The sequence below is a fragment of the Burkholderia sp. S171 genome, from assembly GCF_009766085.1.
Lineage (GTDB): Bacteria > Pseudomonadota > Gammaproteobacteria > Burkholderiales > Burkholderiaceae > Caballeronia.
Window position 1 is genome coordinate 1 of record NZ_LMUF01000034.1, and the last position, 15951, is coordinate 15951.

Below are 15951 nucleotides of genomic sequence, written 5' to 3' on the forward strand. Positions count from 1 at the left end.
ATATAAAGCTGCAACCTCCTGTTGCGTTACATGCTCGAAACCCTGGCGCAAACGGGGACGTTCATATAAAAGAAATGACGGGCGGCCACGCACAGTGGCTAACAGTGATAAAGAGAATATCCGACTCACGCAGACCACTAACGCTGAGAGCAGCAACCCGGCATTGACCCCGACCATCAACCCCAGACCCTGCCCCCCGGCCCAGACCGCCCAAACCCCACCAAACAGAACCCCGAGTGCGAACGATCCCCTTACGCGGCCTTCAACATCCCATGCGGATCAATCACGAACTTGCGCGGCGCGCCACCATCAAATTGCCGATACCCATCCGGCGCCTGATCAAGCGTCACCACCGACACATTAACAATATCCGCAATCGGCAGGCGATCCCACAAAATGGCTTGCATCAGGTTCTGGTTGTACTTCACAACCGGTGTCTGCCCCGTGAAAAACGAATGCGATTTCGCCCAGCCCAAGCCGAATCGAATGCTCAGCGCACCCTTCTTCGCGGCCGCGTCGGCGGCACCTGGATCGTCGGTGACATAGAGGCCCGGAATCCCGATCGCACCCGCTACCCGCGTGATTTCCATCAGCGAGTTCAGCACCGTGGCAGGCGCTTCCTGATGGCTTCCGCTGCTGCCGTGACCATGCGCCTCGAAGCCAACGCAATCGACCGCACAATCCACTTCCGGCGTGCCGAGAATCGCCGCGATCTGGTCGGCGAGCGATGCATCCTTCGATAGATCTACGGTCTCGAATCCCACCTTGCGCGCGTGCGCGAGGCGCTCTTCGTTCATGTCACCGACAATCGTGCAAGCCGCACCCAGCAACCGAGCAGACGCCGCCGCGGCCATTCCGACCGGTCCCGCGCCTGCGATATACACAGTCGAACCCGGCTTCACGCCCGCCATCACGGCGCCGTGATAACCCGTCGGCAGGATGTCGGAGAGGCACGTGAGATCGCGGATCTTCGACATCGCCTGGTCGCGGTCCGGAAACTTCAGAAGGTTGAAGTCGGCGTACGGGACCATCACGTATTCGGCCTGGCCGCCAATCCAGCCGCCCATGTCCACGTAACCATACGCGCCGCCCGGGCGTGACGGATTGACGTTCAGGCATACGCCCGTGTTCTGCGCCTTGCAGGTCGGGCAGCGGCCGCACGCCACGTTGAACGGCACGGAAACCAGATCGCCAATCCTGAGTGTTTCCACGTCGCGCCCAAGCTCAATCACCTCGCCGGTAATCTCATGCCCGAGCACAAGGCCGACCTGAGCCGTCGTGCGGCCTCGCACCATATGCTGATCCGACCCGCAAATATTCGTTGTAACCACTTTAAGAATCACGCCGTGACCGATCTGCCGGCCGCGTGGATCGACCATCTTAGGATAGTCGATGGATTGCACTTCAACCTTGCCCTGCCCCAGATATACGACGCCGCGATTACTGCTCATTGCCTGTCTCCTTGTCTCATGGACGATTTGCACGGCAAAACACAACCATGCACCGCCTAACGAGCGTAGTCCTGTGCCGCACCACCGACGCGCATCGAACGCGACATGGGTTTGGCAGAAACCGACATGGCAGTTTTATATTGATTGACCAATCAATATAAAATACCTAGGATTCAACCTGGTTTTCCTGAAGCGCTACTTGGATAGAACCCATGCCCAAGCTTGGAATGCGCGAAATCCGCCGGGCGCAATTGATCGACGCCACGCTGCTTTCCATCGACCATGCCGGTCTTGCCGGCACGACGCTGGCGTCAGTTGCGCAGCGCGCGAGCATTTCCACGGGTATCGTCAGTCATTATTTCGGCGACAAGGACAGCTTGCTCGAAGCCACCATGCGCCATGTGCTGCGCGACCTGTGGAACGCGACATCGCGCAGACGCCGGGTCGCGAAAGACGAACCGCGAGCGCGTTTGCGTGCAGTGGTGGCGGCGAACTTCGATGCCGCGCAAGTCAGCAATCCGGTGATGAAGACGTGGCTCGCGTTCTGGTCGGAGAGCATGCACAAACCGCAATTGCGGCGGCTGCAGAACGTCAACACGCGTCGTCTGTATTCCAATTTGTGCGCCGATTTTTCGAAGGCGCTGCCCCGCGCTGCTGCTCGTCGCGCCGCAAGCGGACTGGCTGCATTGATCGACGGCCTGTGGTTGCGGGGCGCGCTGTCAGGCGAACCTTTCGATACGAAAGCGGCCATGCGTCTGGCCAACGATTACATCGACCTCGTGCTTGATACAAGCGACACACGCGGCCGGACCCTCACTTAAAGGATTACGCCATGCCCGTTTTCGAATTGCAGCGTTTGTACATCGGCGGCGCTTACGTCGACGCCACCAGCGGCGAAACCTTTGACACGCTCGATCCTGCGACGGGCGAAACGCTGGCAAGCGTTCAACAGGCAAGCGCAGCGGATGTCGATCGCGCCGTGCGGTCGGCGCGCGAAGGCCAGCGCGAATGGGCCGCGATGACCGCGATGCAACGCTCGCGCATCCTGCGTCGCGCGGTGGATATCCTGCGTGAACGCAACGACGAACTTGCCGCGCTCGAAACCCGCGATACCGGCAAGCCGATTGCCGAAACGCGCGCCGTGGACATTGCCACTGGCGCCGATGTCATCGAGTACTACGCCGGGCTTGCAACGGCCATAGAAGGTCAGCAGATCCCGCTGCGCGCGAGCTCGTTTGTCTACACGCGACGCGAACCGCTTGGCGTATGTGCGGGCATCGGTGCGTGGAATTATCCGATCCAGATCGCCTGCTGGAAGTCGGCCCCCGCCCTCGCCGCGGGCAACGCGATGATCTTCAAGCCCAGCGAAATCACGCCGCTCAGCACGTTGAAACTCGCTGAGATCTACTCAGAAGCCGGTGTCCCCGCAGGCGTGTTCAACGTCGTGCAGGGCGATGGCCGTGTGGGCGCGTTGCTTGCCGCGCATCCGGACATCGCGAAGATCTCGTTTACGGGCGGTGTGGAGACGGGCAAGAAAGTCATGTCGATGGCCGGCGGTTCATCGCTGAAAGAAGTGACGATGGAACTGGGCGGCAAGTCCCCGCTCGTCATTTTCGACGACGCTAATCTCGAGCGCGCCGCCGACATTGCAATGAGCGCCAACTTCTTCAGCTCCGGCCAAGTCTGCACGAACGGCACGCGTGTATTCGTGCAACGACCGGTGTATGAGCGCTTCGAAGCACTCTTGCTCGAGCGTGTGAAGCGCATTCGAGTGGGTTCGCCAACGGATACCAACACCAACTTCGGCCCGCTCGTCAGCGCGGCGCAATTGCATAAAGTCTTGGGTTTCATAGAAAGCGGTAAGCAAGAAGGTGCACGGCTGATCGCGGGTGGATCGCGGATCGTGCATGACGCGTTCGCTCAAGGGCAATACGTCGAGCCGACCGTCTTCGCTGATTGCCGCGACGACATGCGCATTGTGCGCGAAGAGATTTTTGGCCCGGTCATGAGCATCCTCGTGTTTGACGAGGAATCCGAAGTGATTGAACGCGCCAACGCGACCGAATACGGCCTCGCCGCTGGCGTAGTCACGGAAAATCTGGCGCGTGCGCATCGCGTGATTCATGCGCTGCAAGCCGGTATCTGCTGGATCAATACGTGGGGCGAGTCGCCGGCTGAAATGCCCGTGGGCGGATACAAGCAATCGGGCGTAGGCCGCGAAAACGGCATCACCACGCTTGAGCACTACACGAGCATCAAGTCCGTGCAGGTCGAGCTGGGTCCCTACCAGCCCGTATTCTAAGAACTAAGGAGCCAAGCGATGAGCGCGAACGAGTTCGACTACATCGTCGTGGGCGCGGGGTCGGCGGGCAACGTGCTCGCCTCGCGTCTCACCGAAGACCCTGACGTCACCGTGCTGCTGCTTGAAGCAGGCGGTCCGGACTATCGCTTCGATTTCCGTACACAGATGCCAGCCGCCCTGGCGTTTCCGCTGCAAGGAAGACGCTATAACTGGGCTTACGAAACCGATCCCGAACCGCACATGGACAATCGCCGCATGGAATGCGGCCGCGGCAAGGGACTGGGCGGGTCGTCGCTGATCAACGGCATGTGTTATATCCGCGGGAATGCGCTCGACTACGACGGTTGGGCCGAACGAAAAGGCCTTGAAAACTGGACCTATTCCGATTGCCTGCCGTATTTCCGCAAAGCCGAAACACGCGATGCCGGACCAAACCCGTATCACGGCGGTGACGGTCCGGTGCACGTGACGACCTCGAAGCCCGGCAACAATCCGTTGTTTGCCGCGATGGTCGAAGCCGGCGTACAAGCAGGCTATCCGCGTACCGATGACCTCAATGGATACAGCCAGGAAGGTTTCGGCCCGATGGACCGGACCGTGACGCCGAAAGGTCGCCGCTCCAGCACCGCACGCGGATATCTCGACCGCGCGAAAGGCCGGCCGAATCTCACGATCGTCACGCATGCCGTCACGGATCGCATCTTGTTCGCCGGGAAAAAAGCCATTGGCGTGGCCTATTTACACAGTGGCGAACGTGTCACTGCGCATGTGCGCCGCGAGGTGCTGGTGTGCAGCGGCGCGATTGCATCGCCGCAATTACTGCAGCGTTCGGGCGTCGGCCGATCGACATGGCTGCGGGAACTCGACGTCCCGTTAGTGCATGACTTGCCCGGCGTCGGTGAGAATCTCCAGGACCATCTGGAGATGTACATGCAATACGAATGCCTTGAGCCCGTGTCGCTTTATCCTGCGCTGCAATGGTGGAACCAGCCGCAGATCGGGCTTGAATGGATGTTGAACGGTACGGGCATTGGCGCGAGCAATCAGTTCGAGGCGGGCGGCTTTATACGCACGCGCGACGACGACCTGTGGCCCAACATTCAATATCACTTCCTGCCCGTCGCCATCAACTACAACGGCTCAAACCCGATCAAGATGCATGGCTTCCAGGCGCATGTGGGTTCCATGCGATCGCCAAGCCGCGGGCGCGTCAAGCTGAAGTCACGCGATCCCAACGCGCACCCGAGCATCCTGTTCAACTACATGTCGGACCCGCTCGACTGGCGTGAATTCCGCGACGCTATCCGCATCACGCGGGAAATCATGCATCAGCCGGCGCTCGCGAAATATCGTGGACGAGAGTTGCATCCGGGTGCGGATCTCACCACGGACGATCAACTCGACACGTTCGTGCGGCAACGTGCAGAGACCGCTTTCCATCCGTCGTGTTCGTGCAAGATGGGCTACGACGACATGGCCGTAGTCGACAACGAGGGCCGCGTGCACGGGCTCGAATCGCTTCGCGTGGTGGACGCGTCGATCATGCCGCTGATCGTGACCGGCAACCTGAATGCACCAACGATCATGCTGGCCGAAAAGATTGCGGACAAGATCCGCGGGCGTGAGACGTTAGCGCGTGTTGATACGCCGTATTTTGTCGCGCACGGTGCTAAGGCACGTAAGACGGAAACCGTCGCGGTTGTGTAATGAGTGAGTAACGCGTGTTTGGGCATCCCGGCTTAGCGGCCGCGATGCCCTTTTCGTTTTATTTTCGTTTAAATCCGCTGAATCGACTATGAGCGCGGAGACCAGGTCACCCCTCGAGCCGGGAACGCGCCGCCATTGCTATGCGTGCGATCGTCTCGGTGCTTAAGCGCTCCGCCACCTTGTGAACATACTCATGATGGCGCGGCTCGAGCGGCGCACCGAGATACTGCGCATGCAGATAGCGGATCAACGCAATTCGCCGATGTCCAAGCGCCACGCTGCGATCAAGCAACGCGAGCGCTGCATGAGGATCATGCTGCTCGCATGCACGTTGTGAGAGTCCGGCGGTTTGAACGCGCGTCGACGTCATGGCCGTTTCAGCGCGTGATTTTCGTGTGCGCCGAATGCGTCGTCTGCACTGTACGCGCCGTCTGCAATCCAGCAGACGCTCGCCATGCATCGAAATCCGCACGATGCCAGTCAAGTTCAACGCCCACGCGCCGCGTGCCTTCGCGAATCTTTGGCTTATAGAGCAGCAGCGTCAGCGCATCGAGCGCGGGCCATTGCGTGAACGACAGCGCCGCTATCTCCACCGCCAGCGTTTCGAGTAAGCGCGTATGCGGCTTGCTCTCCAGATAGCCCGAAACGCCTTCGCACCAAGCCTCGTAATCGATCAACTCGTGCGCATTGTCCTCGGCCGGCACGCCCCGATAATGCAGGCTCGCGTCAATAGCAACGGGCTGCGGCGCCAGATGCTCCTGCGCGTACAAACCAACGCGCGTAGGCGCCACCAGCTCATCGACAACAATGCGCCAGCCGCGTCCACCCGGGCTTGATGTTTCGATGGTTTCGAATGGTTCGTACGGTTTCACGACATCAGCGGCTCGGCCGCATCAAGCATCATCTTCACGAAGTAGTCCGCAAAGCTGCGGCGGATTACGAGGTCGAAGCTATCGTCACCGGTCGGCAGCACCGTCACGGACGCCTTGAAGTAATGGCTCTGCGCGCACTGGCCAACGCCGAACAATTGCGGATGCAGGTCCAGCGGACAACCGCGCGCGAGTACGTCACGCGTGCGCGTGCCACTGATTGCGAGCATGGTGTAACCGCTGCCAATATCGACGGCGGCTGCGAACAATCCCTTGAACGCCTCGCGCAATCGGGCTTCCATCGGTGCCGCCTGCGTCGCGGAATGTGCAGCGGCTGAGCGCACAAGCCACTCGTCGGGACCGAGCCACATCAGGTCGTAGCCATTGCCCGTCGCCGTCGTATTCGCCTTCTCAGGCGGCTTGCAACCAATCACGCTTTCTACCGCCGCAACAAACGCGGCATCGCGCAGGTCACCGCGCAGATTGACCAATTCCAGGAACGGCCGCTCGACAAGACGAAACGCCTTCGATGCACTCGCCTGATGTTTTTTCAGCAGGCCATCCACGCCCACGAGCGGCGATTCCTGCCACACGCCCTGCCCGATTGCGCGATCCACGACCGTCTGGTTGCTTCTGTTTTCATTCCACATGTTGACGTGCTCCTTCGCTGTCGTAGAACACCGAGCTGGTGATTTTTGCCGGCATCTGTTTGCCGCCCGCGAGCGGGATCATCACCGACTCGCCGATCTTGTCGAGACCGCCCTTGATGACGGCCATCGCGATCGAGCGCTTTAAAATAGGGCTGAAATAGCTGGATGTGACGTGACCGAGCATGGGCGCAGTGTCGCCTGTGAACGGACCCGGCACGATCTGCGAGCCTTCCGGAATCACGAACGACGCATCGTCGGCCAGCAAACCGACGAGTTGCTTGCGCCCCGCCTTCGCCGTATCCGAACGCGTCAGCGAACGCTTGCCGAGGAAGTCCTTCGACTTCGCAACCAGTCCACCCATGCCGAGGTCGTACGGTGTCATCGAACCATCGGTATCCTGCCCGACGATGATGTAACCCTTCTCCGCCCGCAGCACGTGCATGGTTTCCGTGCCGTACGGCGTGATGTCGAACTCGGCGCCAGCGGCCATCAGCGCCTCCCACACAGCACGCCCAACGTTCGCCGGCACGTTGACTTCATAAGCGAGTTCGCCGGAGAAGCTGATCCGCATCACACGCGACGCCGCGCCAGCTACCGTCCCTTCGCGATAACTCATGAACGGGAAAGCGGCGTTCGCAAAGTCAATATCGCGGCATACCTTTTGCAGCACCTTGCGGCTGTTCGGGCCGACAACGGCGAAGGTCGCCCAGTGATCGGTTACCGATGCCAACCGTACCCGCATGTCAGGCCACTCGGTTTGCAGCCAGCGCTCGAGCCACGTCAGCACGCGTGCCGCGCCGCCGGTCGTGGTCGTCATCATGTAGTGCTGGTCGGCGAGGCGCACGGTCACGCCGTCATCGAAGATCATGCCGTTTTCATCGAGCATCAGGCCGTAGCGGCACTTGCCCACTTCCAGCTTGCTCCACGGGTTCGTGTAGACCCAGTTAAGCAGCTTCGCGGCATCGGGACCCTGGATGTCGATCTTGCCGAGCGTCGATGCATCGAGAATGCCCACGCTGGTGCGCGTAGCCAGCGACTCACGTGCGACCGCCGCGTGCATGCCTTCACCGTTCTTCGGGAAGTACCACGGCCGTTTCCAGTTGCCAACGTCCTCGAACTCCGCGCCGTTTTCCACATGCCATTCGTGCACGGCGGTCTTGCGGACCGGATCGAGGAACTCGCCCAGTTCGCGGCCGGCAAATGTGCCAAACGTGACCGGCGTGTAGTTCGGTCGGAAGGTCGTAGTGCCTGTTTCGGGGATGGTCTTGTTCAGCGCCTGAGCAAGAATCGCCATGCCGTTGATGTTGCCGAGCTTGCCCTGATCCGTGCCGAAGCCCATCGCGGTGTAACGCTTCACGTGCTCAACCGATTCGAACCCCTCACGCGCAGCAAGGAAAATATCGGCGGCGGAGACGTCGTTTTGGTAATCGATAAATTGCTTAGGACCCCGTGTCGCCAGATCACGGCCACCGACGAGCCACAACGGCATGAGCGGTGCCTCGCTGACTTCGGCCACTTGCACAGGTGTCGGACGCGCAACGATCAAACCTGCGGCGCGCGCAGCGTCCACACCGGCATCGACCGCGAAACGGATCGCACGGGCGAGCGTGAATTCGCCAGCACACCCGCCGATGCTGCTCTCGGCCTGCATCGCTTTGCCGGGTACGAAGCAGGTCTTTTCGTCGTGCCAGTGCGCCTTGCCGCCGGACTGCGCGAACAAGTGCAGGATCGGGCTCCAGCCGCCGGACGCAGCGAGCAGGTCGCATGACAGGTCCGCCTGCTTCACGCCAACCGTGCCGTTCGAGTAGGCGCTGACTTCAACCGACGCCACGCGCAACTTGCCATGCGCCACCGTGACGACCGATCCATTCAGGACCTTCACGCCATAGCGTTTGGCCTGGCCCTGCAACGCGCCCTTGTCGTCGGCGAGACGCGGGTCCACTACCGTCACTTGCGCGCCTGCTGCCTTCAGATCCAGCGCGCATTGATAGCCGCTGTCGTTGTTCGTGAAGACCACCGCATTGCGTCCGGGCAGCACAGCATAGCGATGCAAATACGACGATACCGCCGACGCCAGCATTACGCCCGGCAGATCATTGTTGCCGAACACTATCGGCCGTTCCTGCGCGCCGGTGGCGAGAATGACGCGCTTGGCGCGCACTTTCCACAGTAATTCCCGCGTGCCTTTACGCATTGATACCGGCAAATGCTCGGTCAAGCGCTGCGTGATGGTCACGAGGTTGTGATCCTGATAACCGAACGCCGTGCTGCGGGACAGGATCTTCACATCCGGCATCTTGCGCAGTTCGGCTTCAATTTTTTGCGCCCATTTCAGGCCCGGCGCGCCATCGATTTCCGATCGATACGACAGCAACGAGCCGCCGAGTTCCGGCTGGTCATCGACGAGAATCACCCGTGCACCCGACAAACCCGCCGCATGCGCCGCAGCAAGACCCGAAGGGCCGGCTCCGACCACGAGCACGTCGCAATGCGCGAAGCACTTGTCGTAGCGATCCGCATCCACGTGTTCCGGCGCTCGGCCGAGACCCGCTGCATCGCGGATCACTTCTTCGTATTTTGGCCAGAACTTACGCGGCCACATGAAGGTCTTGTAGTAGAAGCCCGCCGGAATAAACCGGGCGATCTTCTGGTTCACCGCCATGCGATCGTTCTCGATGCTCGGCTTGGCATTCACGCTCGTGGCCACCAGCCCTTGATACAACTCGATCTCGGTAGCGCGCGCATTCGGCACCGTATAAGCGCCGGTTTCAAGTTGAACGACGGCATTCGGTTCGGCTACATCGGCCGTGACAATGCCGCGCGGCCGGTGATATTTCCAGCTACGCGCCACGAAATGCACGCCGTTCGCGAGCAGGGCCGAGGCGAGCGTATCGCCCTGATGGCCCTGGTACGTCTTGCCGTTGAACGTGAACGTGAGCGAGATGGCGCGGTTGATGCGCCCGCCCGTGGCGAGTCGGTCTTTCTGGCTCATTTCGGTTGTCCTTCTTCTTTCTGTTCCATCACGGCGAGCGGCCGGGCGAACGTGTCATAGCCCTGGAATGCGTAGCTCACGGTGTCGCGTTGCGCCATGAACCAGCGGCGGCAACCTTGCGTGTGCATCCATTGTTCACGATGCACGCCACGTGGGTTCTTCCGCATGAACAGGTAGTCGCCCCATTCTTTATCGGTGAGCTTTTCAGTGTCGAGCGGGCGCGCGATATCGGCTTCGCCGCCGCACGAGAATTCGCTTTCGGCGCGTGGCCCGCACCAGGGGCATTCAATCAGCAACATGTCTTTTCTCCGGATGCCGGTTAGTGGGCGACGGCTGCAGCGCCGTGTTCGTCGATCAGGTGACCCGTGTAGAAACGGTCGATGGAGAACGGCGCGTTCAACGCGTGGGGCTCGTCGTGCGCGATGGTATGGGCGTATGCCCAACCCGAACCCGGCGTCGCCTTGAAGCCACCCGTGCCCCAACCACAGTTGAAGTACAAACCCTTCACGTCCGTCTTGCTGATGATCGGGCATGCATCCGGCGACACATCCACAATCCCGCCCCACTGACGGTTCATGCGCACGCGCGAGAACACCGGGAACATCTCGACAATCGCCTCCAGCGTCCCTTCAATGATGTGAAAACTGCCGCGCTGACCGAAGCCCGTGTACTGATCGACACCTGCGCCAATCACCAGATCGCCTTTATCGGACTGGCTGATATACGCGTGCACCGCGTTCGACATCACCACCGTATTGACCACCGGCTTGATCGGTTCGGACACAAGCGCTTGCAACGGATGGCTTTCCAGGGGAAGGCGGATGCCGGCCATATCGGCAAGCGAGGAGGTGTTGCCAGCTGCGACTACCGCGACCTTCTTGGCCTTGATAAAACCCTTCGTGGTATCCACGCCGATCACCTGGCTGCCGTTACGGCGAATCCCCGTGACCTGGCAGTTCTGCACGATATCCACGCCGGCCTGATCCGCACCCCGCGCAAAACCCCACGCCACCGCGTCGTGACGGGCCACGCCGCCGCGACGCTGGATAGACGCACCCAACACCGGATAACGGCTATTCAGGTTGATGGTCGGCTCGATCTGCTTGATCTGTTCGGGGGTAAGAAATTCGGCATCGACGCCATTCAAGCGGTTCGCGTTCACTCGACGTTCAGTATCCCGAACGTCTTGCAGCGTATGCGCGAGGTTCATCACCCCCCGCTGGCTGAACATCACGTTGTAATTCAGGTCTTGCGAAAGCCCTTCCCACAACTGCATCGCTTTTTCGTACAGCGCCGCCGATTCGTCCCACAGATAATTCGAGCGCACGATAGTCGTGTTGCGCGCCGTATTGCCACCGCCGATCCAGCCTTTTTCCAGCACGGCGATGTTGCGCACGCCATGTTCCTTGGCCAGATAGTAGGCGGTCGCGAGACCATGCCCGCCGCCGCCGACGATCACCACGTCGTATTCCTGCTTGGGCTCCGGGCTTTTCCACTGGCGTTCCCAGTTCTCGTGATACGACATGCCGTTGCGCAACAGGCTGAATATCGAATAGCGGCTCATGGTGTTTCCTTAAACTTGTTGATGTCGCAAACCCGTTGCAAACGCGCTTGCAAGCTCTTTTGCAAAATCTAAAAAATCAGCACTCGATGACGTTCACGGCCAACCCGCCGCGTGACGTCTCCTTGTATTTCGTCTTCATGTCCGCGCCGGTTTCGCGCATGGTCTTGATCACGTTGTCGAGTGACACGTAGTGCGTACCGTCGCCCTTCATGGCCATGCGTGCGGCGTTGAGCGCCTTGATCGCGCCCATCGCATTGCGTTCTATGCACGGGATCTGCACGAGCCCGCCAACAGGGTCGCAGGTCATGCCGAGGTTGTGTTCCATGCCGATTTCGGCAGCGTTCTCGACCTGCGTCGGCGTGCCGCCCATGACGGCGGCAAGCGCTGCTGCGGCCATCGAACACGCCACGCCGACTTCACCCTGACAGCCGACTTCCGCGCCGGAAATAGACGCCGTTTCCTTGTAGATGATCCCGATAGCCGCAGCCGTCAGCAAGAACGTGACAATGCCCTCATCGGTCGAGTTGTGCATGAACTTCACGTAGTAATGCAGCACTGCGGGGATCACGCCGGCTGCGCCGTTCGTGGGCGCGGTGACCACGCGGCCACCGGCGGCGTTCTCCTCGTTCACGGCCATCGCGTAGAGGTTGACCCAGTCGAGCATGGAGAGCGGATCGCGCAACGACTCTTCCGAGTGCTTGCGCAACTGTGCGGAAAGGTCGGCAGCACGACGTTTCACATGCATCGGGCCGGGCAGTTCACCGCGTACCTTGCAGCCCCGTTCCACGCACGCCGCCATCACGCGCCAGATTGCGAGTAGACCGTCGCGCACTTCACGCTCCGAGCGCGATGCGCATTCGTTGCGCAGCGTAATTTCAGCGATCGATAACCCCGTCTCGCGGCACACGCGCATCAGGTCATCGCCGGTGCGGAACGGGTGGGGAACCTCGCCACCGGTTTGCACGCCGTTCACGCGCGTGCCCTCACTGTTGATCACGAAACCGCCGCCGACCGAGTAGTACTCTTTTTCAACGACGAGCTGGCCGTTTTCATCGAAGGCCTGGAAGCGCATGCCGTTCGGATGCACGACGCTCGACCCCGGCGCGCCCGGCATCAGCTTGCGAAAAAAGCCAATGTTCTCGCGCTCATCGAATTTAATCGGGTGCTTGCCGAGCAGGTTCAAGCTCTTGCACTCGCGGATCTCCCGCAGACGCGGTTCGATCGCATCCGGATCGATCGTGTCGGGGAGATTGCCTTCGAGTCCAAGCAGCACGGCTTTATCGGTACCGTGGCCCTTGCCGGTTGCGCCCAGCGAGCCGAACAAATCCACCCGCACGCGGCGCACGAACGCGAGCAGGTTTGCGTCCTCAATATGCGAGGCGAAGCGGCACGCTGCGATCATCGGGCCGACCGTATGTGAACTTGACGGACCGATGCCGATCTTGAACAGATCGAAAACGCTGACGTTCATGAGGTGCCTTGTGGGTGGACTGCATGGGATTTCACTAGGTAGCCATTGCACCGCACGCCAATTTCCGCTGATAGAACAAAAACGGCATGCACGTGGGATGGTGGCGTCAGTACGGCAACACAGGCCGGTGCCGAGGCGCTTTAGCGATGATCGGCGGCGAAAACTGGCAGGTAGTAGGTAGTGGCCCGAGTCACCCGGCGCCGTGGTGGCACGTCGCATGCTGAACAGGCTGTCGAGCAAGCTAGTGAGCGTCTGCTTGCCCGCTATCGACAACCTAGGGACGTCTCCTCCCCCGTCTTACAGAAAGGAAACCAGGCATGAAGCAATTCTCAATGACATGTGCGATCGGCGCCGTACTGTGCATCTCCAGCGCGGCTTTTGCCCAAACCAACCCGCCGAGCTCAAGCACAGGGTTGCAGGCGGGTGACAACGCTCAGACCACGAACCAGTCGGCGGGAACGACTGCGAATCCTGGCATGTCGCATCCGAAGAAGATGAAGCACACCAAGGCTTCATCAACGGGAAGCAAAGCCGGCATGGGTACCGCAACGCCGAGTGGCCCGGGAGCGCCGGTGAGCGCTAGCGGTTCGGGTAGTTAAGGGCGATACAACGCTTTTTGTTGATACGTGGGGTAATGCAACAAATCGGGCAGGAGCAGAGGCGGAAATCAGTGCGCAATATTTGCGTGTCGGCGGTTATACAACACTTTCAACGCAGGGTTTATTTACCCTTTCCGGGTTGAAGAATCGCTGCGATACACTGTGTCGGCATTCAAAATGCGCCCGAATTAACCAGCCATCAAACTCTCGCCCATCAGGTTCGCCCCATGAACAATGTTCTGAAGAAACTCCTCACAGCTTTCATCGTTGCGGCCGTTGTTGTGCCGGCAGTGTCGTACGCAAAAACGCCCCATCACCACAAGTACACGAAGGCTAAGCCCGTCAAGCACGTTGCGCATTAATCAGACTGCCAAATTGGTATTAGGCTTGTACTGAACCAGTCTTAATATATTAGAAATAGCCGGGCAAGAAGCTGGCTATCGGAAACGGCTTGCCCTCACTACGGCAAGCCGTTTCCCGTTCTGGATGACGTATGGGGCTTTTCAACAATTTTTCAACATCTAGAGCGCCGCGATGGTGCCGCAATATCCGCGTGAATTCCGGTATTTCGAACCGGTTAATGACGGTGATATGCTGATCGATTACCGGGTCGCCATGTCGCCCATCACCTATGGCCCGAATGACGGCTGCATATCAACGGCAAGTGCATGAATCCCGCTGACCTTCTTCCCGCTCAATCACCCGACACGGCGTCCAAACAACGCATCCGTTTTGGCATTGTGTTGCTGCCGAATTTCACGCTGACGGCGTTTTCCGGCTTCGTCGATTTATTGCGCCTGTCTGCTGATGAAGGCGATTTCAGCAAGCCGGTGCGCTGCTCGTGGAGCGTGATTGGTGAAACGCTTGCGCCCGTGCGCGCGAGTTGCGGCATCCAGATTACGCCGTGGGAAACCTTCGAGAACTCGGAGCCCTTCGACTACGTGGTGGTCGTGGGTGGCTTGCTGCATTCCGGTGCGGGCGCGAGCGATGCCACGCTGCAATTCATCCGCCGTGCCGCGACCACGGACGCCACGCTGGTCGGCATCTGCACGGGTGTGTTTTCCCTGATGCGGGCTGGCGTGCTGGAGGGTTATCGCATCTGTGTGAGCTGGTTTCACTACTGGGATTTCGTCGAGCGTTTTCCCGGCGTGAATGAGGAGATGCTCGTCGCCGACCGTTTGTTCGTGATGGACCACCGACGCATTACGTGTTCGGGCGGACGGGCATCGATAGACGTTGCGGCAGCAATCCTGCTGCGCCATTTCGAGGCCGCCACGGTGCAAAAGGCGTTGCGCATTTTGCTGGTGGACGACATGCAGAAGGGCAATGCGCCGCAGCCGCATCCGCCGGGGCTTGCGCCCGCCACGCATCCGAAAGTGAAGCGAGCGATCCTGCTGATGGAGCAGCATGTGGGGCGTTCCTTGACGCTCGATGAGCTTGCGCACAAGCTGGATTTATCGACGCGGCAGTTGGAGCGTTTGTTCAAGGCGGAGACTGGCAAGGCGCCGCAGGCCTATGCGAAGCAGGTTCGGTTGCGCACGGCTGCGTGGTTGCTGACGAGTTCGGACAAGACGGTGGCGGACATTGCATCGAGTTGCGGTTTTTCCGATGCATCGCATTTGGGGCGCGAGTTCAGGAAGCAGTTCGGGCTTCCGCCAATGATGTATCGGGACCAGCGTGGCACGGCAGCACCGGACGATGCAGCGAGCGTGGCGACGCACGACCTTGCCGCGGATTTTGATGAGACTTTTCCGGGGCGGGCGCGGGCGATTTAGGAAGGGTAGGTCGTTCGCACTGTTCGGGGGTTTAGGTTCTGAGGGTAGTGGTCGGGGGATAGGTTTTTGGCGTTAGCGGTCGGGGTCGGTGCCGGGTTGATGCTTTCGATGTTAGTGGTCTGCGAGAGTCGGATTTTCTCTTTATCACTGTTAGCCACTGTGCGTGGCGGCACGTCATTTCTTGGTCCTTAGCGACAAAGAAACGAAGCAAAGAAAACGCTTTTAACCACGCTACCCTAAGTGTCCACAGCGTGCAGTTTTGATTCATGGGTGCCCCAAAAGCACGGTGCTCGCAAGAGCACCGGATGTGTGAAACCCTCCTTCTCCGAACACAGGTTCTGACACGCTTCGCCACCAGTGATTGAACCCGCCCAAAGAGCACCCCGCGCTATCCGCGGACAACCTTCCTCCGAATTTGTACGCATGACGAACCACGCGGCAAACCCTCCAAGAAACGGCGCCTTAAAAACGCGTGGGGCCGTGCGGGTTGTTTGGCAAGGGTGCTTGCCCGAGAGCACTGGTGGCGAAGCGTGTCTATGTCAGGATTCGCGAGAAGGAGGGGTTCAAACAT

The 15951-nt window shown here is 60.0% G+C and carries 13 protein-coding genes; 5 read left to right on the forward strand and 8 right to left on the reverse strand.

All coding sequences use genetic code 11. The annotated features are described in order from the left end of the window. Positions 1-251 precede the first annotated feature (251 nt). On the reverse strand, positions 252-1451 hold the full coding sequence (gene fdhA / locus GSQ93_RS18010; RefSeq protein WP_158937024.1) for a formaldehyde dehydrogenase, glutathione-independent: 1200 nt from the start codon (positions 1449-1451) through the stop codon (positions 252-254). A 212-nt stretch (positions 1452-1663) separates the two neighbouring features. Here fdhA and betI point away from each other — a divergent pair, with 212 nt between their 5' ends. The 3 genes from betI to betA are packed head-to-tail and all read left to right on the forward strand — an operon-like array spanning position 1664 to position 5460. Beyond that, positions 1664-2272 (forward strand): transcriptional regulator BetI, encoded by a 609-nt coding sequence (gene betI, locus GSQ93_RS18015; RefSeq protein WP_158937025.1) that lies wholly within the window; start codon positions 1664-1666, stop codon positions 2270-2272. An 11-nt stretch (positions 2273-2283) separates the two neighbouring features. Continuing rightward, positions 2284-3753, forward strand: a complete 1470-nt coding sequence (gene betB / locus GSQ93_RS18020; protein WP_158937026.1) for a betaine-aldehyde dehydrogenase — start codon at positions 2284-2286, stop codon at positions 3751-3753. An 18-nt stretch (positions 3754-3771) separates the two neighbouring features. Then, the gene (gene betA, locus GSQ93_RS18025) at positions 3772-5460 is read left to right on the forward strand and encodes a choline dehydrogenase (RefSeq protein ID WP_158937027.1); all 1689 of its coding nucleotides are present in this window, start codon (positions 3772-3774) and stop codon (positions 5458-5460) included. A gap of 106 nt (positions 5461-5566) precedes the next feature. Here the strand turns inward: betA and GSQ93_RS18030 are convergent, their stop codons facing one another. The 7 genes from GSQ93_RS18030 to GSQ93_RS18060 all read right to left on the reverse strand — a co-directional run bounded on the left by GSQ93_RS18030 (position 5567) and on the right by GSQ93_RS18060 (position 13006). Further along, the gene (locus GSQ93_RS18030; RefSeq protein WP_158937028.1) at positions 5567-5830 is read right to left on the reverse strand and encodes a hypothetical protein; all 264 of its coding nucleotides are present in this window, start codon (positions 5828-5830) and stop codon (positions 5567-5569) included. A 7-nt stretch (positions 5831-5837) separates the two neighbouring features. Beyond that, positions 5838-6332 (reverse strand): dihydroneopterin aldolase, encoded by a 495-nt coding sequence (locus GSQ93_RS18035; RefSeq protein ID WP_158937029.1) that lies wholly within the window; start codon positions 6330-6332, stop codon positions 5838-5840. Then, a complete protein-coding gene (locus tag GSQ93_RS18040) occupies positions 6329-6979 on the reverse strand; it encodes a sarcosine oxidase subunit gamma (protein ID WP_158937030.1) in 651 nt (216 codons plus the stop codon). Before GSQ93_RS18040 ends, GSQ93_RS18035 begins: the two co-directional genes overlap by 4 nt. After that, positions 6969-9971, reverse strand: coding sequence for a sarcosine oxidase subunit alpha family protein (locus tag GSQ93_RS18045; protein WP_158937031.1), 3003 nt, complete (start codon positions 9969-9971; stop codon positions 6969-6971). The genes GSQ93_RS18040 and GSQ93_RS18045 overlap by 11 nt, the downstream gene beginning before the upstream one ends. Beyond that, positions 9968-10270 (reverse strand): sarcosine oxidase subunit delta, encoded by a 303-nt coding sequence (locus GSQ93_RS18050; RefSeq protein WP_158937032.1) that lies wholly within the window; start codon positions 10268-10270, stop codon positions 9968-9970. The genes GSQ93_RS18045 and GSQ93_RS18050 overlap by 4 nt, the downstream gene beginning before the upstream one ends. Positions 10271-10290: 20 nt before the next feature. Next, the gene (locus GSQ93_RS18055) at positions 10291-11535 is read right to left on the reverse strand and encodes a sarcosine oxidase subunit beta family protein (protein WP_158937033.1); all 1245 of its coding nucleotides are present in this window, start codon (positions 11533-11535) and stop codon (positions 10291-10293) included. 76 nt (positions 11536-11611) lie between these two features. Beyond that, positions 11612-13006, reverse strand: a complete 1395-nt coding sequence (locus tag GSQ93_RS18060; protein WP_158937034.1) for an L-serine ammonia-lyase — start codon at positions 13004-13006, stop codon at positions 11612-11614. A gap of 317 nt (positions 13007-13323) precedes the next feature. On the opposite strand from GSQ93_RS18060, the gene GSQ93_RS18065 reads away from it, so the two are divergent. Both GSQ93_RS18065 and GSQ93_RS18070 read left to right on the forward strand, forming a co-directional pair. Further along, positions 13324-13605 (forward strand): hypothetical protein, encoded by a 282-nt coding sequence (locus tag GSQ93_RS18065; protein ID WP_158937035.1) that lies wholly within the window; start codon positions 13324-13326, stop codon positions 13603-13605. A gap of 668 nt (positions 13606-14273) precedes the next feature. Beyond that, entirely contained in the window at positions 14274-15380 is a 1107-nt protein-coding gene (locus tag GSQ93_RS18070; RefSeq protein ID WP_158937036.1) for a GlxA family transcriptional regulator, read from the forward strand. Positions 15381-15951: the final 571 nt, after the last annotated feature.